Here is a 22,123-nt window from a genome sequence, read left to right on the forward strand (position 1 = left end):
ACGGTTCTGTAAAGCGGGATTTCTGATGTGCCTTCGTATTTCATGTTGGTTTTATTGAACCCAAGCTGAGTACCTTTTCCACCCGGCACCGAGCATGTTTGATCCTTGGCGGGCACGTAGGTGGCCGTCAGGTCGTACTTGAAGTTGGGCGGAAGATCGGGAACAAAGGTGAATGTGTTCGGTTTTCCTACAGCCGAGCAACCCAATGTCAAAGCAAGGCAAGTGCTCAATGTCAGGCAATGAAGGACTCGTTTGAGGTGTGGGGAATACACCCGCGAATACGGTATTTTTTGATCCGTCATGGTGTTGCATCCTTGTTTTCCGTACAGCCCGGGTAAATGGTGCAGATGCGTTCGTCCACCATCCTGAATGTGCTGAAGTCTCTGGAATTGCCGAAGCAGAACGCATCCTGGTCCTCAAAGGCTTTCCCCATGCAACGCTTCCAGCCGCCGGGCACTTTTACCCAAGTGTCACCAAAGGCGGGCTTTTCCCGCTCAGACAATTGGATTTTCAGAATTACCGTTTTTCCTGAAAGCTGAGTCAGCGTGTACGCCGTGGAAGGACGGCTTCGCCCGACATTGCCCTGAGCATCCATTTTTTTGCAGGTCAGCAGTTTGATCAGGTAACGCTTCGGCCCGACGGTGCGGAAGGACCACATGCACTCACCGAAGAATTCAGCTGTCTCGTCATCTCTGAAAGTACCCATTTGTCGTTCCAGCAACTCTGGACGCACGGAAAATGAGGCGTAGTCATAGCTGCTGTTACTTCGTCCAGGGCCAAAGACGCCGATGACCTTGATCTCCACATGGTTCAGCACCAGCGGGCAGTCGCTCACGGTTCTGTAAAGCGGGATTTCTGATGTGCCTTCGTATTTCATGTTGGTTTTATTGAACCCAAGCTGAGTACCTTTTCCACCCGGCACCGAGCATGTTTGATCCTTGGCGGGCACGTAGGTGGCCGTCAGGTCGTACTTGAAGTTGGGCGGAAGATCGGGAACAAAGGTGAATGTGTTCGGTTTGCCCACAGCCGAACAACCCACGCTCAGCGCGAGGCAGCTGCCAAGTGCCAGAAATCGAAATGCACCGCTCATAAACGAGCCTCTGTCTGCCAATACAGCACCTGCTGATACACCCGCTCAAAATGCGCCGCCGGCTCTTCTTCAGGTTTTGGCAACCACGACTTGGGCGGTAGATACCCTGGCATCTGCAAACTCTGGGTCAGCAAGAAATGCACTTGCTCCGGTGCTTGCCAGCCCCACAGGCGAGTCCGCTGGATCTGCCCCCACAACCAGTCATCCATATCCAGTTGCTCCGCGAGTCGGGTCATCGCTTCGGTGTGTTCGCCAACCAGATAGCGGCGGGCGTTATCGAACAGCACGTTGGTGTAAACCAGCTCCGGTGTCGGGGTCTGTAGCCATGGCGGATCGGCCGGCAGTGGGTGCATGCCGGGATCGGGATTGTCGGCGACCCTCCATTGTTCGTCGTGCCAGTAACAGACGCTGACCATAGGTCCCAGAAGTTCGGCGTACTGCTGCGGTTGCAGAGGGGCCAGCGCGCGACCGAGCACGCGGTTGTCATGCGCGCGGTAGATCGCCAGGTTTGGCCGCTCACCGGTCATCACGCGTTCGCGCCAGTGCGCAGCCACGGCATCGAGTTCAAAGTGGCTGGCGCTTGCCAGCCAGCCCCAATTGCGCTCGGGGGTGTCGAGCAGCGCCTGGATCGCGGGATAACCAATGGAATCAATCTGAAACAGCAGCGGCCCCGACTGTGCAAGTGCGTTTGCGGCCGTCCCTGCATACAGATTGCGATACCGCTCAACGCCCAGTTCGTCAAGCAGTGCAGTCCGTTCATCCAGCTGGCCGTCGACATCGAGCATCAGATAGAGATCGCGCCCGGCCCGATTCTGCTCGTGCAGCCATCGTTTGACCGGCGTCATGCGACTTCTCCAAGGCTGCATTGGCCCGCCAGACACGCCTCGCAGAGCGGGCAATAATCGGCCGCCTGCTGACGGGCGTCGCTGAGGATGGACAACGGCGTGGCGATGGCGGGGATGGTTTGGCTGGCGACAGCCTGCAATGGTTGCAACGGTGTGATTCCCGCCATGGGCGCGCCGCCCTCGACAATCGGCACGCTGCTGAAAATCCCCGCAGCGTTGATCACGATGTGATGCCCACCGGCCGTCAACGTCAGGCTCATGCCGGCATCAATCACCACATTGCTGGCGGTTACATGCGCCTGCTCACCGGCCTGAATCACCAGTGCATCGACGGACTGACTGCTGGTGCCCCTGACTGTCAGCAGATCATCGGCATTGATCACCGTGCTACGCACGCCTTGGTGGGTGCGCAGCGCTTTGCCCTCGATGAGGGTGGTGCTGTCATTGCCCACCTGCTCGAAGCGGTCGTGTCTGATCAGGCTGCGGCTGTCGTTGAGGATCAGTTGCTCGATGTCACGCTGGGCGCGCAGATAGATGTTCTCCTGCCCGGCACGGTCTTCGATCGACAATTCGTTATAGCCGCCGTTGCGCGGTGAGCTCTGAGTGCGCAAGACCGTTCTGGTTTCGTTGTCGGGCAATGGGTAGGCGGTGGAAGTGACCTTGTTGGGCACGCACCCGGTGATCAGCGGCCGATCCGGATCACCTTCCTGAAATGTCACGACCACTTCCATGCCGATGCGCGGGATAGTCACCGCCCCGAAACCTTCGCCAGCCCAACTGGACGCGACCCTTATCCAGCAACTGCTCTTTTCGCTGCCGAGTTCTGCCCGATCCCAGGGAAACTCGACACGAACCCTTCCGTGCTTATCGCAAAACGTGTCCCGTCCGGGCGGGCCGGTGACGCGTGCGGTCTGGCAGACCAACAACGGTTTTGCCGATGGCAGTCGAGGGCGGTAGAGCACATCCGCCGGGATGGCGCTGAAAGTGTTGCGATAGCCCTGAGTGAAGCCATCGGCAGGTTTGGCGTCGCTGCTGGCTGACTCCTCGAGTGATTGCGGTTGCTTGCCTCTGTGCTGCAGGCTCACCAGCAACCACTGGCCATTGCAGTCTTTGCGCGGATGCTCGGTCAGGTTGAACAGATAACCGCTGCGCAGCGTCGGCTGATCACTTTCGCCTTCAACCCTCTGATAGTCGCTGCGATGTCGCTCCAGCGCCTGGCGCACCTGCTGCTTACCCTGTTTTTCATTCTCCATCAGGAGGGGATAACGATAGTCTTCCAGCGCGGGGGTGAACTCTGCCGTGAAGCGACTTTCCAGCAACAGTGCGGGGCGCTTCAGGTCATAGTCACGGCGTGTGACGGTACTGGTACGAGTATTGAAAACCATGGCGAACCGCTCGACGACCGGGTGCTCGGCGACCATGCCAGTGCCTTGTTGATAGGGCGTCGTCCCCAGCGATGGGAAAAACACCTGATCGTCAGTGAAAACCAGCCTATGGCTGTCGGCGTAGTGCTGGTGGTGCCACGCAATACCGTCCTCGGCACACAGGCGCTGGATGAACTCAAAGTCGGATTGCCCATATTGAACGCAGTACTCGCGTTCCGTGCTGGTACTGACATGGAAGGTGAATACATCGCCCTGGATACCATGAAGCTGGAGTACCTGAGTGATGATCTGCGGGACCGTCAGATTCTGGAAAATCCGCTGGTCGTGGCTGAACTGCAAATAGTGCAGCGCAGGCACCAGCGTCAATTGATAGTGGGTCAGACGCTTCCCGACTTCACCCACCCGCACATCTTCAATGCGCCCATGAATACCTTCGTTGTTAAACCCGAATTGCAGAAACGCCGGTTGACTGAGCAGACCTTCCAGATCGATATCCGCTCGTTCACTGACCAGTTCGACCCGGATGGCGTACAGGCAGCTGATGGCTTCATCACCATCAAATGCGAGCACCTTGAAGTCGTGGCGAACTCCGGGAATCTGCAGGGTAAAAGGCGCGCAATTGCCCGTGCTGAACATACGCTTGTCCTTAAGCAAAATGAGTCGATGCGCGGTGCTCGATCGTCCCTGATCGCCACGCATAAAAAATTTACCAAGGCACGCTAGCTGCGCAGGAAATAAAATGATGTAAGAAGTATCTCTGTCATTTGTCAGAGACTTCCGGGTTGTAAGGTGTTGTATGAATTGAAGGAAAGGGCTGTAGGAAGCCACTTCGGAAGTTATTGAGTTAGCACGAATGTGCAGTGTTTACGGGGCTGTGAAAGTTTCACAAAAATACTTTGCCATCAAATTGATGGCACTTTTGCTGTTCGTCATTGTCTTCGCTGAATTGTTCAAAGAGGCCGATGTATTTTCGGAAGTGTCCTACTTCTATTTTTTTCAAGATTTGTCATGCTTGCCGCCCTTTAATGGCGCCGGCGTCCGGCAGAATGTCGTCTCGCCGCGCAGAAGCGCTCTAGCTCAGGGTTTTGGCGGGGGAGTGAGAAATGTGGCGAATATAAATGACTATCAGGGAATCCCCTGCAACATATAGGGCGATCTCCTACAGATCCCAATGAACACTTCGTCTTGTTGTTTAATCGGATGCTTGCTAGTGGCCATCATAGTGATTACGATGCGCCCACTTGTAAGAGCACAACTCAATTGGATGAGCCGCTGCACTGCTCTTCGATACTGTCCCGCGCCGCTGTACTTCCAATAGGCGCATGACGTTATCCAAATCAAAGGCCATGGATGTCCTACTCAAGCAAACTTTCCGCCCATTACCTCGAACTCGCCAAAGTCTCTGTTTCCAAAGAGAATTTCGCGGGCGAAGACGTTCGTTTTTCGAGCGAATTCGAGGCGCTGGAAAGCGAGCTGGCCAAAGCCTCGTCGATGCACGAAAGCGGGCAGATCGACTGGCTGAAAATTCGCGAAAACAGCGAAAATCTCCTGCGTACCCAATCCAAGGATTTGCGTGTCGGCGCCTGGCTGACCTGGTCGCTGTACCAGCGTGAATCCTTCCCCGGGCTGCTGGCCGGCCTCGGCCTGTTGCACCATCTGTCGGAAAACAACTGGGCCGACGTTCATCCGCTCAAACCCCGTACCCGTGCCGCCGCCATTGGCTGGCTGGTGCCGCGTCTTGAGCAGGTCATCACTGAAAACATCGCGATCAAAGAGCAGTTGCCGATGTTCCGGCAGCTCTCCGAACATCTGGCTGGCCTCGATGCTGCCTGCACCGAGCATCTGGGTGATGACGCGCCGCTGCTGCTGCCGCTCTCGCGCCGCCTGAAAACCATGATCCAGCGCGCCGCCGACAACCAGCCAGCCCCCGGCGTGGTGGGCGCGGCGGTGGCGCAGGTCAAGCAGGCGGCGAGCCAGCTGCTCACGCCCGGCGCACCGATCGACAACGAAAAAGACGCCCACAAGGCACTGCGCGCCCAGCAGGACAGCGCGCGGCCGCTGTGTGCCTGGTGGCTCAAGCAGAAAGCCACCGACCTGCGCGCCCTGCGCCTCAATCGCACGCTGCTGTGGATGACCATTGACGCGGTGCCCGAACGCAACGCTGAACAGATCACCGTGCTGCGCGGCTTGCCGGTCGACAAGCTCAAGCAATATCAGGATCGCTTCGATCAGGGCAAATACGCGGATCTGCTGGTGGAACTGGAGGCGAGCCTGGCGAAGGCGCCGTTCTGGTTCGATGGCCAGCGAATGGTCTGGGAATGTCTCCAGAACCTCAACGCCGAGTTGGCAATGCGCGAAGTGGAAATCCACTTCGCGCTTTTGGTTCAGCGCCTGCCCGGCATCATCGAATGTCGTTTCCATGACGGCGCGCCGTTTGCTGATCCGTCCACCCGGGCGTGGATCGCCGGCAATGTCATGCCGCACCTGCAAAGCGCCAGCGCGCCCCGCAAAGTCGAAACCGAAGACGTTCAGACGCAGCCAGCCTGGGAAAAAGCCCTCGAAGAGGTGCTGCCACTGCTGCGCAAGGAAGGTTTGAAGCCTGCCGTGCAGACCCTCAAGCAAGGACTGCAATCGGCTCACGGCGGACGCGAGCGCTTCTTCTGGCAGTTCGCGCTCGCCCGGCTGTGCTTCATGGCCAAGAAATACGAACTGGCCAAGAACCAGCTCGAAACCCTCGATCAGACATTACAGGACTCAGGCCTGCACGCCTGGGAGCCCGATCTTGCATTGGAAGTGCTGCACCTGCTGCATAGCTGCTGCGAGTTGTTACCGCAGAACCATGCCGTACGTGAACGCAAGGAAGAGATTTATCGCAGGCTGTGCCACCTCGATCTCGAAGTGGTACTCGAATAGGCCCCAGGGCCACAACCGCAAGGAGAAAAGCCATGGCCAAAGAAGGCTCGGTAGCCCCCAAGGAACGCATCAACGTCACCTTCAAACCCGCCACCGGCGGTGCTCAGGAAGAGATTGAACTGCCGCTGAAACTACTGGCAATCGGTGACTACACCCACCGCAAGGACGATCGCAAAATCGAAGATCGCAAGCCGATCAGCATCGACAAGATGACCTTCGACGAAGTGTTGGCCAAGCAGGAACTGGGTCTGACGCTGAGCGTGCCAAACCGTCTGCAAGAAGATGGCGAGGCCGACGAGCTGGCTGTGCAACTGCGCGTCAATTCGATGAAGGACTTCAACCCGGCCAGCCTGGTCGAGCAAGTGCCTGAGCTGAAAAAACTGATGGAACTGCGCGATGCGCTGGTGGCCCTCAAAGGCCCGCTGGGTAACGCACCTGCGTTCCGTAAAGCCATCGAAGGCGTGCTCGCCGACGACGAATCCCGCGGTCGCGTACTCGGTGAGCTGGGCTTGAACGCCGCAGCCCCGGACGCCTGAGACTCAAGCCAAGGAAGCCAACACAATGAGCACTAGCGCAGCACAAGAGAAAGGCGCCGCCAGCGGCGAATACAGCATTCTCGACAGCATCATCGCCGAAACCCGTCTGACTCCGGACGACGAAGCCTACGACATCGCCAAGCGTGGCGTATCGGCCTTCATCGAAGAACTGCTCAAGCCGCAGAACAACGGTGAGCCGGTCAAGAAGGCCATGGTTGACCGCATGATCGCCGAGATCGATGCCAAGCTCAGCCGTCAGATGGACGAAATCCTGCACCACCCGGACTTCCAGGCTCTGGAATCGTCGTGGCGTGGTCTGCAGTTGCTGGTCGATCGCACCAACTTCCGCGAAAACATCAAGATCGAAATCCTCAACGTCTCCAAAGAAGACCTGCTGGACGATTTCGAAGATTCGCCAGAAGTGATGCAGTCGGGCCTGTACAAGCACATCTACACCGCTGAATACGGCCAGTTCGGTGGTCAGCCGGTTGGTGCGATCATCGCCAACTACTACATGTCCCCAAGCTCGCCGGACGTGAAACTGATGCAGTACGTGGCTAGCGTATCCTGCATGTCCCACGCACCGTTCATTGCTGCGGCTGGCCCGAAGTTCTTCGGTCTGGAAAGCTTCACCGGCCTGCCGGATCTGAAAGATCTGAAAGACCACTTCGAAGGCCCGCAATTCGCCAAATGGCAGAGCTTCCGTACTTCGGAAGACTCCCGCTATGTCGGCCTGACCGTGCCGCGTTTCCTGCTGCGTAACCCGTACGATCCGGAAGAAAACCCGGTCAAATCGTTCGTGTACAAGGAAACCGTTGCCAACAGCCACGAGCACTACCTGTGGGGCAACACCGCTTACGCGTTCGGCACCAAGCTGACCGACAGCTTCGCCAAATTCCGCTGGTGCCCGAACATCATCGGCCCACAGAGCGGTGGCGCGGTTGAAGACCTGCCGCTGCACCATTTCGAAAGCATGGGCGAAATCGAAACCAAGATCCCTACTGAGGTTCTGGTTTCCGACCGTCGTGAATACGAACTGGCCGAGGAAGGCTTCATCTCCCTGACCATGCGTAAAGGCTCCGACAACGCGGCGTTCTTCTCCGCCAGCTCGGTGCAGAAGCCGAAGTTCTTCGGCATCAGCGCAGAAGGCAAGGCAGCAGAGCTGAACTACAAGCTCGGCACCCAACTGCCGTACATGATGATCGTCAACCGCCTGGCTCACTACCTGAAAGTGCTGCAGCGCGAGCAACTCGGTTCGTGGAAAGAACGTACCGACCTCGAGCTGGAACTCAACAAGTGGATTCGTCAGTACGTGGCCGACCAGGAAAACCCGAGCGCCGAAGTGCGTGGCCGTCGTCCGCTGCGCGCTGCGCAAGTGATCGTCAGCGACGTTGAAGGCGAGCCGGGCTGGTACCGCGTGAGCTTGAACGTGCGTCCGCACTTCAAGTACATGGGTGCCGATTTCACCCTCTCGCTGGTTGGCAAGCTGGACAAAGAGTAAGAGCGACTCATGGACGGATACGGCAGTCTTTTCGAACGCCTCAATGGCGACGCGGAACAGCGCAAGGGCAGGAGCCTCGAGGCTTCGGCCATGGCGTCTGTGGCTGCCCATCTGGCCAAAATGCTCAGCACCCGGGCCGGCAGCGTGCAAACGCTGTCCGACTACGGGTTGCCCGATCTCAATGACATGCGCCTGAGCCTGCACGACTCCCTGAGTCAGGCCCGTCTGGCCATCGAAAACTTCATCGAAGCCTACGAGCCGCGCCTGAGCAACGTGCGTGTCATTTCCCTGCCGCGTGATCACGATCAGCTTCGCCTGGCCTTCAGTATCGAAGGCCTGCTGGAAGTTGAGGGTTTCAAGCGTCAGGTCAGTTTTTCCGCGCGCCTGGATGGCAGCGGTCAAGTGAAGGTGAATTAGGACCATGCGAGGGAGCGCCGTGAATTTAGGTCTTTTGGCAAAGTTGGGGCGTAGCGCTTTGCTGTTTCTAGCCCTGACGGCCACTGTCCTGATTTCAATTGCCTGTTACGTGAAAACGACGGCAGCACGGCTGGCTCACGAGTACTCGATTGTCTGGAACGACAATGGTACGTGCTCCATCCGTTCCTACATTCCACAGTACTCAGCCATCGGCATACCGGGAAAGCTTTTCAAGCTATTCGCCAGCGAAGCATTTTTCCGTGTTTACGCAAAAGACGGCACGCTGCTTAAGTCGTCCGAATGGCTGCTCTGGCAGAACGAGTTCACCACCGATGAGCGCTCGCAGTGGGTATACGGTCACGCGATCTACCCGACAGCGACGGGTTACGAGGGCTGGAATATTCCCGCGTGTGGTCAGGAAATAAACAGTCGTCAAGTGAAGGTCAACTAAGGAGAATCCCGATGTCTGGCAAACCCGCAGCACGTGTATCCGACCCCACCGCTTGCCCGCTCCCCGGCCACGGCACCAACCCGATCGCCGCCGGTTCCGGCGACGTGTTCTTCGACGGCCTCGCGGCCGCCCGCCAAGGCGATGCCTCGGCGTGTGGTGGTGCGATGTCGGGAAATTTGGCGACCACTGTGTTGATCAACGGCAAACCTGCTGCGACGGTTGATTCGGTGGGGACCCATGGGAACAAAGTCACTGCCGGTTCAGGGACGGTGATTATCGGCAATTCGCATTCGCCGGCGCCGTTTGTGTCGCCGGTGCCGGTCATCATCCCTGGAATATTCAATCGTGTCTTTGAATTCAAAACCGCAGATGGACGAACGGTTGAAAATTTAAACTACACCATGCGCTCTGATAGCGGGATTGAGAAAACAGGTTCAACGTCAACAGGCATGTCAGGTGGTTTTTCAACTGGAAAGACGGCAGAGCCTGTAACTATATACATTTCGGCGGACTAGTAGGTATGGAGACCATAATCAACATCGATGGTGTCGCTTACACCTTTGTGACTCAGGATCAGGTGACTACACTTAAAGTTCTTGCCGAAACAACTGAGAGCAAGGATACAAAGCCCAAGGCAGTTGATCTTCCGTTGGCCTGGATTATTACGCGAAAAAGTGGAGTGCCTCTCTTCGCCTTGAAACCGGGTAAGGATGACTCTCCATTCAGAATCATCACCGCGGAGAAACTGTACGCAGAAAAGGGTCAGTGGTTCGAACCGTTAGCCAGATATTACAGAGCGCTTATCTGGATCAATCCAGAAACAACGCAGGCCGGAACAGAGTCGAATACGGCATATAAACATGTTACCTGGCAGGAGCTGATCGATTTTGCAATTGTTGACCGCTTTTCCTTCACGTTTCACTCCGGAATGCCGGGTGACTGGAAATTCCGTGCCGTGGGCGGTGCTGAGTTTTTGATGGTGTTCATGGAGGATAAACCCTATTGGACTGATGGCATTGGCCAGGTGCCGTTTGCGGTTAACACCTATAGAAAGTATCTGCGAGAAACAAAGCAGGTAGAGCTCGCAATAAAGATGGCTGGTGAAACCGGTGTGACCTGGGGCGACGGCAAAGCCTATACCGGAGCAGAGCGAGGACCGAAAGACGTTTACGATAACTTCATCATATTACGAGGGATATTATGGGCAAAAGAAAACTGCAAGTTGGTTGTGAAAAAAGACACGGTATACGATAAAGGTATCCCGCACACAATTGAGCTTACTGATGCACCTTATGTGCCTGTATCAAATGCGAAATTGATAAATCCCATTTCGCAAGGCGATATGGATCAGTACGGGACTTGGAATAAATGAAAGCTCGTCGCTTAATTGGCTGTATTCCGCATCTGGTAGTGTGTGCTCTGTATATTCCGCTGCATAACTACGGTGTCGACTTATATATCGGAGTGTATGGTGGATTGACATCGAGAGGTATCGGCATCGGTATGACGCCGGATCTAATGGTTCAGTATTTTTTGGTGATGAACGCTATAACTTTTTTTATCCCCAAGCTGAAATTAAAAGTCCTCTGCGTCTCATTTATGCTTGCGCTTATCTTGTACTATTTTTTGCCTCACTACCCCGTCCGCGCGATGGCTTACACATTGATGGGTGGTGTCCTGACTTTTGCGGCGATATTCGCTGGTCAGTTAATCGATCGCCTTTTTTTTTCAAAAAGAGAAGTTGAAGCATGACTGTCGGGCGTCATTGCCGACGTTGCCCGCGGGGAATTCCTAGCCCGCATGAACCGTTCTGCTGTTTTTTCAAATGCGTTCCACTACCAGGCAGGTAACCCGTGTCGTTTAACCACTACTACCAAAGCGAACTCACCGCACTGCGCCAACTCGGTCGCCGTTTCGCCGAGCGTAGTCCGGCGTTGGCGCCGTATCTCGGGCAGGCCGGGCGGGATCCGGATGTGGAGCGGTTGCTGGAAGGTTTTGCGTTCCTCACCGGGCGTCTGCGCCAGAAGCTCGATGACGAGCTGCCCGAGCTCAGCCATTCCCTGATGCAATTGCTGTGGCCGAACTACATGCGGCCGTTGCCGGCGTTCAGCATTTTGCAGTTCGATCCGCTCAAGCGTTCGGGTCCGGCGCTGGTGGTTGAGCGCGATACACCGGTGGAAAGCAAGCCGATCGAAGACGTGCGCTGCCGCTTCCGCACCTGCTACCCGACCGAAGTCTTGCCGCTGGATCTGGCCGCACTGAACTACTCGGTGAAGGGCGACGGTTCGTTGCTCAGCCTGCGTCTGGAAATGAGCGCCGACGGCCATCTCGGTGAGCTGGAACTGAGCAAACTGCGCCTGCACTTTGCCGGTGAGCGTTACATCAGCCAGATGCTTTACCTGAGCCTGCTGCGCAACCTCGAAGGCATCGAACTGATCCCGCTCGACGGCGCCGGCAAGCCGATTGATGGCGTCAGCGGCAAACCGATGGCGTTCAAGATTCCCGGTGACCGGGTCAAACCGGTGGGCTTTGCCGAAGAAGAAGCGTTGATCCCGTATCCGCTGAACACCTTCCGTGGCTATCGCTACCTGCAGGAATACTTCGCCTTCCAGGACAAGTTCCTGTTCGTCGACGTCAACGGTCTGGACATTCTCAAGGCGTTGCCGGAAGACACCCTCAAGCAGATGCGCGGCCTGGAGTTACGCTTCGATATTCGCAAGAGCGGCATCATGCGCATGCGTCCGACCCTGGATAACGTGAAGCTGTTCTGCACGCCGATTGCCAACCTGTTCGCGCACGACGCGCTGCCGATCCGCCTCGACGGCAAGCAGGACGAATACCTGCTGCTGCCGGCGGAATACGATCTGGAAAACTGCGGCGTGTTCTCGGTGGAAACCGTCACTGGCTGGAAGCCCGGCGGCCTCGGTTACCAGGAATACGTGCCGTTCGAATCCTTTGAGCACGACCCGAGTTTCGACGTGCCCAACAGTCGTCCGCATTACAGCATCCGCCAGCGTTCGTCGCTGCTGCACGACGGCCTCGACACTTACCTGAGCTTCGGCATTCGCCACACCGAAGCCCATGAAACCCTGTCGATCGAGCTGATGTGCACCAACCAGAACCTGCCGCGCAAGCTCAAGCTCGGCGAGATCTGCATGGCTTGTGAAGAGACCCCGGAGTTCCTCAGTTTCCGCAACATCACCCCGGCCACGTCGAGTTTTGCGCCGCCGCTGAACCGTGACTTCCTCTGGAAGCTGATCAGCAACATGTCGCTTAACTATCTGTCGCTGGCGGACGTCAATGCGTTGAAGGTGATTCTGGAAACCTACGACCTGCCGCGTTACTACGACCAGCACGCGGAGAAGGTCAGCAAACGCCTGCTCGGTGGCCTCAAGCACATCAAACACCACCACGTCGATCGGCTGCACCGTGGCCTGCCGGTGCGCGGTTTGCGCACCGAACTGACCATCGATCCGGAAGGGTACATCGGCGAAGGCGACCTGTTCGTTTTCGCCTCCGTTCTTAACGAGTTTTTCGCGCTTTACGCCAGTCTCAATTCATTCCACGAGCTGCGGGTAAAAAGCACACAGGGAGAGGTGTACCAATGGACACCACGTATGGGTCTGCAACCCCTGCTTTAAGCGGGTTGACCCGGGTAATACGCGAATACTCGCTGTTTCAGGCAGTGCTGCTGGTAATCGACCGGCTGCGCGATGCACACCCGCACCTGAGCGAAGACGATTTGTATGATCAGGTCGAGTTTCAGGCCAACCCGAGCCTCGGATTCCCGCGCAGCGATGTTGATCGCGTGGAGTTTTTTGAAGAGCACGGGCAGATGCGCGCGCGCATGCGATTCAACCTGATCGGTCTGGTTGGCTCCGGTTCGCCACTGCCGGCGTTCTACGGCGAACAGGCACTGGGCGACAGCGAAGACGGCAACCCGACGCGCAACTTCCTTGACCTGTTTCACCATCGCCTGCAGCGTTTGATGCTGCCGATCTGGCGCAAGTACCGCTACCGCGCGAGTTTCCAGAGCGGTGCGATCGACCCGTTCTCCTCGCAGCTGTTCGCCCTGATTGGCTTGGGCGGCGAAGAGATCCGCAAGGCCAAGGAACTCAACTGGAAACGCTTGCTGCCGTACCTCGGCCTGCTCAGCTTGCGGGCGCACTCGGCGGCGCTGATCGAAGCCGTGCTGCGTTACTACTTCAAGCACGAAGACCTGGTCATCGAGCAGTGCATCGAGCGCCGCGTGGAAATTCTCGAAGAGCAGCGCAATCGTTTGGGGCGCGCCAACAGCATGCTCGGCGAAGACCTGGTGCTTGGCGAACACGTGCGCGACCGCAGCGGCAAATTCCGCATTCACATCACCCAACTCGACTGGCAGCGATTCCATGAATTCCTGCCGATCGGCTTCGGTTACCAGCCGCTCTGCGCGCTGGTGCGGTTCACCCTGCGTGACCCGCTCGATTACGACATTCGCCTGGTTCTGCGCCAGGAAGAAATCCGCGAACTGCGCATCGGTGAGCAGAACGCCTGTCGCCTCGGTTGGACCAGTTGGCTGGGCCGCGAGAAAGCGGACGGCGTGGTGACCCTGGGCAGCAAAATTCATTAAGGACGTGAGCCATGATCAACGTAGACCTGCAACAACTCATTCAGGCGCTGGACGCTGAAACCCGTCGTGATCTGGAGCGTTCGGCCGAGCGTTGCGTCGCCCGTGGCGGCAGCAAGATCCTCGTCGAAGACTTGATGCTCGGCCTGCTGGAGCGTCCGAACGGCTTGCTCGCACGCGCGTTGCAAGATGCTGACGTCGATGCCGGTGAACTCAGCGCCGCCCTGCAATCGCGAGTCGAACACAGTGCTTCGCGCAACCCGGTGTTTGCCCCGGAACTGGTGCAATGGCTGCAAGACGCGCTGTTGGTAGCCAACCTCGAACTGGGTCAGACCCAGGTCGAAGACGCCGCGCTGATTCTCGCCCTGCTGCGCAATCCGATGCGTTATGCCGGCAGCCGTTATCAACCGCTGCTCGCCAAGCTGAACATTGATCGCCTGAAAGAATTTGCCCTGTCGCAACAGGAGCAACCGGCGGCCAACGGCAAACCGGCCGCCCAGGGCGAGTCACTGTTGCAGCGTTTCACCCACAACCTGACCCAACAGGCCCGCGACGGCAAACTCGACCCGGTGCTGTGCCGTGACGGCGCGATCCGTCAGATGGTCGACATCCTCGCCCGTCGCCGCAAAAACAACCCGATCGTCGTCGGTGAGGCCGGTGTCGGTAAAACCGCCATCGTCGAAGGCCTGGCCTCGCGCATTGCTGCCGGTGAAGTGCCGCAGGTACTCAAAGGCGTTGAGCTGCTGTCGCTGGACATGGGCCTGTTGCAGGCTGGCGCCAGCGTCAAAGGTGAATTCGAGCGTCGCCTCAAAGGCGTGATCGATGAGGTCAAAGCTTCGCCGAAGCCAATCATCCTGTTCATCGACGAAGCTCACACGTTGATCGGCGCGGGCGGCAATGCCGGCGGTTCCGACGCGGCCAACCTGCTGAAACCGGCATTGGCTCGTGGTGAATTGCGCACCATCGCCGCGACCACTTGGGCCGAGTACAAGAAATACTTCGAGAAAGACCCGGCGCTGGCCCGTCGCTTCCAGCCGGTGCAACTGCACGAACCGACCGTCAGCGAAGCGGTGACCATCCTGCGTGGTCTGGCTCAGGTCTACGAGAAGAGCCACGGCATCTACCTGCGTGATGACGCCGTGGTGTCTGCCGCCGAGCTGTCTGCGCGTTATCTGGCCGGTCGACAACTGCCGGACAAGGCTGTCGATGTGCTCGACACCGCGTGCGCCCGCGTGCGCATCAGCCTCGCCGCTGCCCCGGAAAGCCTTGAGCGCCTGCGTGGCGAACTGGCCGAAGGTGGCCGCCAGCGTCAGGCCCTGCGCCGCGATGCCGAAGCCGGTCTGCTGATCGACCACGAAGCGCTGCAAGCACTGGAAGCGCGTCTGGACGAGGCCGAAAACGAAATGGTCGCGCTGGAAAGCCTGTGGACTGAGCAGAAGCAACTGGCCGAGCGCCTGCTGGAACTGCGTCAGCAACTGGCCAAGGCCCGCGAAGCCGCCGCCGTCGAGCCGACCGTCAACGTTGAAGAAGACGCTGAAGGCACCGTGATTGAAACCATCGCCGCCGAGGTCGAGGAAGGCCAAAGCGTCGAAGCGCTGGAGGCGCAACTCAACGAAACCCATAGCGCCCTGACCGCCGCGCAAGTCAAAGAGCGTCTGGTCAGCTTTGAAGTCTGCCCGCGTCTGGTCGCTGAAGTGATCAGCGCCTGGACTGGCGTGCCGCTGGCGCAATTGGCCCGTGAACACAACGCCAAGGTCGCCAGCTTCGCCACCGACCTGCGCACGCGCATCCGTGGTCAGGAACAAGCCGTACACGCACTGGATCGCTCGATGCGCGCCACCGCCGCCGGCCTGAACAAGCCGGATGCACCGGTCGGCGTGTTCCTGCTGGTCGGCCCGAGCGGCGTCGGTAAAACCGAAACCGCACTGGCCCTGGCTGACTTGCTGTACGGCGGTGATCGTTTCATCACCACCATCAACATGTCCGAATTCCAGGAGAAACACACCGTTTCTCGTCTGATCGGCGCGCCACCGGGCTACGTCGGTTACGGCGAGGGCGGCATGCTCACCGAAGCGGTGCGCCAGAAGCCGTACTCGGTAGTCCTGCTCGATGAAGTCGAGAAGGCCGACCCGGACGTGCTCAACCTGTTCTACCAAATCTTCGACAAAGGCGTGGCCAACGACGGCGAAGGTCGCGAGATCGACTTCCGCAATACGTTGATCCTGATGACTTCGAACCTGGGCAGCGACAAGATCAGCGACCTCTGTGAAGACGGCGCACGTCCGACTGCCGAAGTCCTCGAAGAAACCATTCGCCCGGTACTCAGCAAACACTTCAAACCAGCACTGCTGGCGCGGATGAAAGTGGTGCCGTACTACCCGGTCGGTGGTCCGGTGTTGCGCGAGCTGATCGAGATCAAACTCGGTCGTCTCGGCGAGCGCCTCAACCGTCGTCAGCTGGATTTCAGCTGGTGCCAGAACCTCGTCGATCACCTGTCCGAGCGCTGCACGCAAAGCGACAGCGGCGCGCGTCTTATCGACCATTTGCTCGATCAGCACGTGTTGCCGCTGGTCGCGGATCGTCTGCTCGACGCGATGGCCACCGGCGAAAGCCTCAAGCGTGTGCATGCCACGCTCGACGGCAATGCCAGCGTGATGTGCGAGTTCGCCTGAGGTGGGTGTGATGTTCACTCAAGTGCCGCAGCCTCTGGTCTACGCCGAAGCGTTGCTGGCGCAGTTCGCCAGTCTGTCGCGCGCGGCGGACGGTGCTGCGTTGCTGGGTGAATTCGTGCGTGGGCTGGCTGAGTTGAGCGGCTGCGAACTGACGCAGCTGTATCTGCTCGACGCCACCCACACCTGCCTGGGGATGAACGCCGAGTACCTCGACGGTGCGCTGCAGCCGCAGCAAACCGCGAGCCTGCCGGCGGACTACAACGGTGAGCAGCTGTTGCAATTCGCCCTGTGCCAGAACCGCGTGGTGTGTCTCGACGACCTCAGCGCCAACCTGCACGAAACCAGTTTTCTGCCCGCCGCGACGGCGCCGTGGCAGTCGCTGTTGTGCGTGCCGCTGGTCAATCAGCACAAGGCAGTCGAGGGCTTGCTGCTGTGTGCCAGTCGTCATCGCGCCGACCTGCAGGGCTTTGCCGATTCGCTCGGTCAGCTCGGCTCGTTCGTGCTCGGTCAATTGCATTTGCTGCAGCGCCTGCGCCAGCCGCTGGATGTTCAGGCACCGATGGTGCGTAGCGTGCCGAGCATCAGCGGTTACGGGCTGATCGGTAAAAGCGTGGCGATGCGTCAGACCTATTCGCTGATCAGCAAAGTCCTGCACAGCCCTTACACCGTGCTGTTGCGTGGTGAAACCGGCACCGGCAAGGAAGTCGTCGCGCGGGCGATTCACGATTGCGGCCCGCGTCGTTCCAAGGCGTTCATCGTGCAGAACTGTGCGGCGTTCCCGGAAAACCTGCTGGAAAGCGAGCTGTTCGGCTATCGCAAAGGTGCCTTCACCGGTGCTGACCGTGACCGCGCCGGGCTGTTCGATGCGGCTAATGGCGGCACGCTGTTGCTCGACGAAATCGGTGACATGCCGCTGTCGTTGCAGGCGAAAATCCTGCGGGTGTTGCAGGAAGGCGAGATCCGCCCATTGGGTTCCAATGACACGCACAAGATCGATGTGCGCATCATCGCCGCGACGCACCGCGATCTGGCAGTGCTGGTGAGTGAAGGCAAATTCCGCGAGGACTTGTACTACCGCCTCGCGCAATTCCCGATCGAATTGCCGGCCCTGCGTCAGCGCGAAGGCGACATTCTCGATCTGGCCCGGCACTTCGCCGAGAAAACCTGCAACTTCTTGCAGCGTGATCCGGTGCGCTGGTCGGATGCGGCGCTCGAGCATTTGTCCGGTTACACCTTCCCCGGCAACGTTCGCGAACTCAAGGCGCTGGTCGAACGCGCGGTGCTGTTGTGCGAGGGCGGCGAGTTGCTCGCCGAGCATTTTTCCCTGCGCATGGAGCCGATGCCTGAAGACAGCAGCGGTTTGAATCTGCGCGAACGTCTGGAACAGGTCGAACGCACTTTGCTGCTCGATTGCCTGCGTAAAAACGACGGCAACCAGACCCTCGCCGCCCGCGAACTGGGCCTGCCCCGGCGCACGCTGCTGTACCGCCTCGGGCGGTTGAACATCAATCTGGGAGATTTCGATGGGTAGGCCAAAATCATCGATTTGCCCGCAAAAAAACAATTTCAGCGCCGCCCGCAAGGGTCGGCGCTTTGTGCTTTGTCTACCCCTGGAGACCCTCTGATGTCTGTTCGTCACTGGCACGCTGTCCTGCTGACCCTCGTCGTTCTATGCGGCCTTGGCGGCTGTAGCGGCAATTACAAATTCAACGACAACGACTATCGCCCGTTGGGTGATCCGCAAGCGGTCAATCGCGGCAAGTGACCGCAAGGAGCATCAAACATGGAATTGGTTTTCGAAATGCTGAACACCAAGCAGTTCGTGCCCACCGAGTTGTGCCAGAAGACCTTCAAACAGGCCGGCGGCGTCATCGGGCGGGGCGAGGACTGCGACTGGATCATCCCTGACCGCAAGCGTCATCTGTCCAATCACCACGCGATTGTCAGCTACCGCGAAGGCACGTTTTTCCTGACCGACACCAGCAGCAACGGTGTGCAGGACGGCGAAAGCGGCGCACGTCTGCACAAAGGCGAACCGGTGCGCATCGAACACGGCAGTACTTACGTGCTCGGCGACTTCGAGATTCGCGCGCGACTGGTGCGTGACCCGGCGACCTTCGATGGTGAAGTCGGCCGTCCACGCGCCGCTGGCAGCATCATCCCTGACGACGCGTTTCTCGATCTCGACCCGCTCAACGCCCTCGAACAGCAAGAGCGCGTCTACTCGGAAATCGACGAACTGCTGGCGCCGAACACCAAACCTGAAGACTCCCGTCAGCGTGCCGACTACGCGCGCATCGACATGGAAAGCCTGATGGTGCCGGAGCTGATCGCCGCGCCCGTCGAACCTGAGCCTGCTCCGGCGCCTAAAGCCGTCGAGCGTCAGAGCGAAGGTTTCTGGGAGCACTTCGGTGCTGCGCTGGGTGTCGATCTCAAAGGCCTCAGCCATGACGAACGTGAAGCGCTGGCGCTGAACGCCGCGCGTCTGTTGCGGCAGAGCGTCGGCGGTTTGCAGCAGAGCCTGCGCACCCGTTCGGAGCTTAAAAACGAACTGCGTCTGGCCCAGACCACCGTGCAAGGCACCAACAAGAACCCGCTGAAATTCGCCGTTGATCCGAGCGAAGCACTGCAGATTCTGTTGCAGCCGAGCAAGCCCGGGCATCTGCCGGCCGAACAAGCCATCTCCCGTGCGTTCCGCGATTTGCAGGCGCATCAGGTGGCTTTGCTGACCGCCAGCCGCGCCGCTGTACGCGGCACGCTGGAGCACTTCTCGCCAGAGCAATTGACCCTGCGTTTCGAACGCGACAACAAGCCGCTGATCGCCACATCCGGCGCGCGCTGGAGAGCGTTCGGCCGTTACCACCAGGCGCTGCGTCAGGACGATGACTGGAGCGAGCGTTTGCTGGCCCGCGACTTCGCCCAGGCCTACGAAGAACAGATTCGCCTGATCTCCACCCTCCACACCGACCACCAAGGATGATGCGCATGTCTCGCCGCTCGACCGCTTTTTTCAAGACGCTGACTGCGCTCACCATGCTGGTGTTGCTCGCCGGTTGCTCGTCGCTGTCGCCGTACTCGAAAGTGACCAAGATCAACCTGAAACTGACCGGCAGCGATCAGCTCAACCCGGACCTCAATGGCCGCCCGTCGCCGATCGTGGTGCGCCTGTTCGAACTCAAGCACCCGGTGACCTTCGAGAACGCTGATTTCTTCAGCCTTTACGAGCGCGCCAAGGAATCCCTCAACCCGGATCTGGTGGCCAGCGAAGAGCTCGAACTGCGCCCGGGGGAAACCGTGGAGATGAAGCTCAAGGTGGAAGAGGGCAGCCTTTATGTTGGCATTCTCGCCGCTTACCGCGACTTGCCGGAAACCCAATGGCGCCACACGGTTCAGATCACTCCGCTGGAAGTCACCGAAGTCGATCTGACGCTGGATCAGACCGGCATCCGTAACACCAATCAAGTGCTCGCCAAGGCGGATGACTGAACATGAATACCCATAAAGTCATTTGGCAGGAAGGCATGCTGCTGCGTCCGCAGCACTTCCAGCACAACGATCGCTATTACGATCACCAGATGAAAACCCGTACCCAATTGCTGGGTGGCTACACCTGGGGTTTCCTCAATCTGGAGATCGACCTGCAGTTCCTCAACATGGGCAAACTGGTGATCAGTGAAGCTTCGGGGATTCTGCCGGACGGCAGCCTGTTCGAGCTCGGTGGCAACACCGAACCGCTGGCGCTGGACGTGCCGCCGAACACCGGCAACACGCCGATCTACCTGGCGCTGCCGCTGGTGACTGGCAACCACATCGAGTCGCGCCGTCCGGAGCAATCCGACGTGCTCGCGCGTTACACCGCGTATGACGCCGAAGTGGCCGACTCCAACGCCGGCGACGATTCCGCCAGTCAGGTCAGCTGTGGTCGCCCGGATTTCAAATTGTTGCTCGGCGAGCAGCAGAGCGATCAGGCCTACGTGAAGCTGAAGATCTGCGACGTGCTCGACACCACGCCCGACGGCGTGATCAGCCTCGACCCGGACTTCGTACCGACCTACATTCAGGCTCACGCCTCCAGCTACTTGCTGTCGTGCCTGAAAGAAGTCATCAGCATGCTCAGCCACCGTGGCGACACCATTGCCGAGCGGATTCGCTCCAATGGCAAGGTCGGTGGTGCGGAAGTCGGTGACTTCATGATGCTGCAACTGATCAACCGCACCGAACTGCTGCTGCGCCACTATCTGGGCCTGGAGCAGGTGCATCCGGAAGAGTTGTACCGCACGTTGCTGACCATGCTTGGCGATCTGGCGACCTTCTCCGGCGAGAGCAAACGCCCGCGTCTGGACAGCCGCTACTCCCACGCCGACCAAGGCGCGAGCTTTCGCAAACTGATGGAAGCGATTCGTCAGGTGCTGTCGATGGTGCTCGAACAGCACGCCATCGAACTGATCCTGCAAGCGCGTCAGTACGGCATCATCGTGTCGCCGTTGCACGACCACAAACTGCTCGGCTCGGCCTCGTTCGTGCTGGCGGCCAGTGCCAACTGCGACTCCGAAGAACTGCGCCACCGCTTGCCGGCGCACCTCAAGGTCGGCCCGGTGGAGCGCATCCGCCAACTGGTCAACCTGCACTTGCCGGGGATCAAGGTCAAACCGTTGCCGGTGGCCCCGCGGCAGATCGCGTTCCACTCCAACAAAACCTACTTCATCCTCGAACTCAGTTCCGAAGACCTGGCGCAACTCGAGCGCTCCGGCGGCTTCGCGTTCCACGTGTCCGGCGAATTCGCCGAGCTTGAACTGAAATTCTGGGCCATCAGGAACTGACCGACATGATCAAGGAAACGGATTACAACCAGGACGACAAAACCGTCCTGCTCGATCGTCAGGGCCACGGACCGGCAGCCAGTCCGCTGACCGACTTCGCCGCGCCGCCGCGCTTCGAACAACTGGAAGAACGGATGATCTACGCCGCGCGCCTGCGCCCGGCGGAAGCGTTCAACATCAGCCTCAATTCGCTGGTCGCTGCTTCGTCCGAGCTGCTTTCGGAAGTAGTGCGCCTCAAGCACAGCGAAACCCGCGAAGACCTCTACGCGCTCAACGAGCGCCTGACCGCCGGGCTCAAACTGTTTGAAGTGCGCGCCCTGCACAACGGCGCCGAAAGCAGTCAGGTAATGGCCGCGCGTTACGTGCTCTGCACCGTGGTCGACGAAGCCGTCGTGACCACGCCGTGGGGCAACGAAAGCGAGTGGTCGCAGATGAGCCTGCTGAGCAGCTTCCACAACGAAACCTTCGGTGGCGAGAAGTTCTTCCAGTTGCTCGATCGACTGTCGAAGAACCCGGTCAAGCACCTGCCGATGCTCGAGCTGATGTACCTGTGCCTGTCCCTCGGTTTCGAGGGCAAGTACCGCGTCCAGGCACGCGGCATGCTCGAGCTTGAAGGCATCCGCGACGCCTTGTACCGGCAGATCCGTCAGTTGCGTGGCGACGTGCCGCGCGAGTTGTCGCCGCACTGGGAAGGTCTCAACGATCAGCGTCGCAACCTGGTGCGCATCGTGCCGGCGTGGATGGTGGTGTTGTTCACCTTCGTCTGTCTGGTGGTGATGTATTCGGGCTTCGCCTGGGTCTTGGGCGAGCAGCGCGACACCGTTCTGCAACCATATCAGCCGCTTGATCCGGCCGCGGTGCAACCGCAGTCGCAGCCGTAAACA

At 58.9% G+C, this 22,123-nt stretch carries 20 protein-coding genes and 1 pseudogene; 17 read left to right on the top strand and 4 right to left on the bottom strand.

The features are described from left to right. The 4 genes and pseudogenes from CKW18_RS05705 to tssI form a co-directional block, all read right to left on the bottom strand. Window positions 1–302 (bottom strand): annotated as a pseudogene (locus tag CKW18_RS05705) (hypothetical protein); the annotation flags it as partial. Continuing rightward, window positions 299–1,090, bottom strand: a complete 792-nt coding sequence (locus tag CKW18_RS05710) for a hypothetical protein (RefSeq protein WP_095187873.1) — start codon at window positions 1,088–1,090, stop codon at window positions 299–301. The pseudogene CKW18_RS05705 and the gene CKW18_RS05710, both read right to left, overlap by 4 nt. Beyond that, window positions 1,087–1,935, bottom strand: a complete 849-nt coding sequence (locus CKW18_RS05715) for a DUF4123 domain-containing protein (protein WP_095187874.1) — start codon at window positions 1,933–1,935, stop codon at window positions 1,087–1,089. The genes CKW18_RS05710 and CKW18_RS05715 overlap by 4 nt, the downstream gene beginning before the upstream one ends. Beyond that, on the bottom strand, window positions 1,932–3,956 hold the full coding sequence (tssI, locus tag CKW18_RS05720) for a type VI secretion system tip protein TssI/VgrG (RefSeq protein WP_095187875.1): 2,025 nt from the start codon (window positions 3,954–3,956) through the stop codon (window positions 1,932–1,934). Before tssI ends, CKW18_RS05715 begins: the two co-directional genes overlap by 4 nt. A gap of 714 nt (window positions 3,957–4,670) precedes the next feature. Here tssI and tssA point away from each other — a divergent pair. The 17 genes from tssA to icmH all read left to right on the top strand — a co-directional run bounded on the left by tssA (window position 4,671) and on the right by icmH (window position 22,120). Continuing rightward, on the top strand, window positions 4,671–6,233 hold the full coding sequence (tssA, locus tag CKW18_RS05730) for a type VI secretion system protein TssA (protein ID WP_095187877.1): 1,563 nt from the start codon (window positions 4,671–4,673) through the stop codon (window positions 6,231–6,233). Between the two features lie 32 nt (window positions 6,234–6,265). Then, window positions 6,266–6,769, top strand: a complete 504-nt coding sequence (gene tssB, locus CKW18_RS05735; RefSeq protein WP_003229587.1) for a type VI secretion system contractile sheath small subunit — start codon at window positions 6,266–6,268, stop codon at window positions 6,767–6,769. Between the two features lie 25 nt (window positions 6,770–6,794). Continuing rightward, entirely contained in the window at window positions 6,795–8,270 is a 1,476-nt protein-coding gene (tssC, locus tag CKW18_RS05740; protein ID WP_095187878.1) for a type VI secretion system contractile sheath large subunit, read from the top strand. Window positions 8,271–8,279: 9 nt separating this feature from the next. Then, the gene (gene tssE, locus CKW18_RS05745; RefSeq protein ID WP_095187879.1) at window positions 8,280–8,687 is read left to right on the top strand and encodes a type VI secretion system baseplate subunit TssE; all 408 of its coding nucleotides are present in this window, start codon (window positions 8,280–8,282) and stop codon (window positions 8,685–8,687) included. A gap of 19 nt (window positions 8,688–8,706) precedes the next feature. Then, on the top strand, window positions 8,707–9,138 hold the full coding sequence (locus tag CKW18_RS05750; RefSeq protein WP_238156316.1) for a hypothetical protein: 432 nt from the start codon (window positions 8,707–8,709) through the stop codon (window positions 9,136–9,138). An 11-nt stretch (window positions 9,139–9,149) separates the two neighbouring features. After that, window positions 9,150–9,653 (top strand): PAAR domain-containing protein, encoded by a 504-nt coding sequence (locus CKW18_RS05755; RefSeq protein ID WP_095187880.1) that lies wholly within the window; start codon window positions 9,150–9,152, stop codon window positions 9,651–9,653. A 5-nt stretch (window positions 9,654–9,658) separates the two neighbouring features. Further along, complete coding sequence (locus CKW18_RS05760) at window positions 9,659–10,510, top strand: hypothetical protein (RefSeq protein WP_095187881.1); 852 nt, start codon at window positions 9,659–9,661, stop codon at window positions 10,508–10,510. Then, window positions 10,507–10,890, top strand: coding sequence for a hypothetical protein (locus CKW18_RS05765; RefSeq protein WP_095187882.1), 384 nt, complete (start codon window positions 10,507–10,509; stop codon window positions 10,888–10,890). Before CKW18_RS05760 ends, CKW18_RS05765 begins: the two co-directional genes overlap by 4 nt. A gap of 101 nt (window positions 10,891–10,991) precedes the next feature. Further along, a complete protein-coding gene (gene tssF, locus CKW18_RS05770; protein WP_095187883.1) occupies window positions 10,992–12,779 on the top strand; it encodes a type VI secretion system baseplate subunit TssF in 1,788 nt (595 codons plus the stop codon). Then, the gene (tssG, locus tag CKW18_RS05775) at window positions 12,743–13,750 is read left to right on the top strand and encodes a type VI secretion system baseplate subunit TssG (protein ID WP_095187884.1); all 1,008 of its coding nucleotides are present in this window, start codon (window positions 12,743–12,745) and stop codon (window positions 13,748–13,750) included. Before tssF ends, tssG begins: the two co-directional genes overlap by 37 nt. Window positions 13,751–13,761: 11 nt before the next feature. After that, window positions 13,762–16,419, top strand: a complete 2,658-nt coding sequence (gene tssH, locus CKW18_RS05780; RefSeq protein ID WP_095187885.1) for a type VI secretion system ATPase TssH — start codon at window positions 13,762–13,764, stop codon at window positions 16,417–16,419. Between the two features lie 10 nt (window positions 16,420–16,429). Beyond that, on the top strand, window positions 16,430–17,950 hold the full coding sequence (locus CKW18_RS05785) for a sigma-54-dependent Fis family transcriptional regulator (RefSeq protein ID WP_095187886.1): 1,521 nt from the start codon (window positions 16,430–16,432) through the stop codon (window positions 17,948–17,950). 93 nt (window positions 17,951–18,043) lie between these two features. Continuing rightward, entirely contained in the window at window positions 18,044–18,184 is a 141-nt protein-coding gene (locus CKW18_RS05790) for a hypothetical protein (RefSeq protein ID WP_003229566.1), read from the top strand. Window positions 18,185–18,202: 18 nt separating this feature from the next. Further along, window positions 18,203–19,399 (top strand): type VI secretion system-associated FHA domain protein TagH, encoded by a 1,197-nt coding sequence (gene tagH, locus CKW18_RS05795; protein ID WP_095187887.1) that lies wholly within the window; start codon window positions 18,203–18,205, stop codon window positions 19,397–19,399. Window positions 19,400–19,404: 5 nt separating this feature from the next. Further along, window positions 19,405–19,905, top strand: coding sequence for a type VI secretion system lipoprotein TssJ (tssJ, locus tag CKW18_RS05800; RefSeq protein WP_095187888.1), 501 nt, complete (start codon window positions 19,405–19,407; stop codon window positions 19,903–19,905). 2 nt (window positions 19,906–19,907) lie between these two features. Continuing rightward, window positions 19,908–21,239 carry a type VI secretion system baseplate subunit TssK gene (gene tssK, locus CKW18_RS05805; RefSeq protein ID WP_095187889.1) on the top strand — a complete coding sequence of 444 codons (1,332 nt, stop codon included), beginning with the start codon at window positions 19,908–19,910 and terminating at the stop codon, window positions 21,237–21,239. Window positions 21,240–21,244: 5 nt separating this feature from the next. Then, a complete protein-coding gene (gene icmH / locus CKW18_RS05810; RefSeq protein ID WP_095187890.1) occupies window positions 21,245–22,120 on the top strand; it encodes a type IVB secretion system protein IcmH/DotU in 876 nt (291 codons plus the stop codon). The last annotated feature ends 3 nt before the right edge of the window (window positions 22,121–22,123 follow it).

The organism is Pseudomonas sp. Irchel 3E19 (assembly GCF_900187585.1).
Lineage (GTDB): Bacteria > Pseudomonadota > Gammaproteobacteria > Pseudomonadales > Pseudomonadaceae > Aquipseudomonas > Aquipseudomonas baetica.

What these genes read in the sequence shown, in the direction of transcription:
- CKW18_RS05710 (WP_095187873.1), bottom strand. Translation starts at nt 1,090, where the DNA reads ATGAGCGGTGCATTTCGATTTCTGGCACTTGGCAGCTGCCTCGCGCTG.
- CKW18_RS05715 (WP_095187874.1), bottom strand. Translation starts at nt 1,935, where the DNA reads ATGACGCCGGTCAAACGATGGCTGCACGAGCAGAATCGGGCCGGGCGC.
- tssI (WP_095187875.1), bottom strand. Translation starts at nt 3,956, where the DNA reads ATGTTCAGCACGGGCAATTGCGCGCCTTTTACCCTGCAGATTCCCGGA.
- tssA (WP_095187877.1), top strand. Translation starts at nt 4,671, where the DNA reads ATGTCCTACTCAAGCAAACTTTCCGCCCATTACCTCGAACTCGCCAAA.
- tssB (WP_003229587.1), top strand. Translation starts at nt 6,266, where the DNA reads ATGGCCAAAGAAGGCTCGGTAGCCCCCAAGGAACGCATCAACGTCACC.
- tssC (WP_095187878.1), top strand. Translation starts at nt 6,795, where the DNA reads ATGAGCACTAGCGCAGCACAAGAGAAAGGCGCCGCCAGCGGCGAATAC.
- tssE (WP_095187879.1), top strand. Translation starts at nt 8,280, where the DNA reads ATGGACGGATACGGCAGTCTTTTCGAACGCCTCAATGGCGACGCGGAA.
- CKW18_RS05755 (WP_095187880.1), top strand. Translation starts at nt 9,150, where the DNA reads ATGTCTGGCAAACCCGCAGCACGTGTATCCGACCCCACCGCTTGCCCG.
- CKW18_RS05760 (WP_095187881.1), top strand. Translation starts at nt 9,659, where the DNA reads ATGGAGACCATAATCAACATCGATGGTGTCGCTTACACCTTTGTGACT.
- CKW18_RS05765 (WP_095187882.1), top strand. Translation starts at nt 10,507, where the DNA reads ATGAAAGCTCGTCGCTTAATTGGCTGTATTCCGCATCTGGTAGTGTGT.
- tssG (WP_095187884.1), top strand. Translation starts at nt 12,743, where the DNA reads ATGGACACCACGTATGGGTCTGCAACCCCTGCTTTAAGCGGGTTGACC.
- tssH (WP_095187885.1), top strand. Translation starts at nt 13,762, where the DNA reads ATGATCAACGTAGACCTGCAACAACTCATTCAGGCGCTGGACGCTGAA.
- CKW18_RS05785 (WP_095187886.1), top strand. Translation starts at nt 16,430, where the DNA reads ATGTTCACTCAAGTGCCGCAGCCTCTGGTCTACGCCGAAGCGTTGCTG.
- CKW18_RS05790 (WP_003229566.1), top strand. Translation starts at nt 18,044, where the DNA reads ATGTCTGTTCGTCACTGGCACGCTGTCCTGCTGACCCTCGTCGTTCTA.
- tagH (WP_095187887.1), top strand. Translation starts at nt 18,203, where the DNA reads ATGGAATTGGTTTTCGAAATGCTGAACACCAAGCAGTTCGTGCCCACC.
- tssJ (WP_095187888.1), top strand. Translation starts at nt 19,405, where the DNA reads ATGTCTCGCCGCTCGACCGCTTTTTTCAAGACGCTGACTGCGCTCACC.
- tssK (WP_095187889.1), top strand. Translation starts at nt 19,908, where the DNA reads ATGAATACCCATAAAGTCATTTGGCAGGAAGGCATGCTGCTGCGTCCG.
- icmH (WP_095187890.1), top strand. Translation starts at nt 21,245, where the DNA reads ATGATCAAGGAAACGGATTACAACCAGGACGACAAAACCGTCCTGCTC.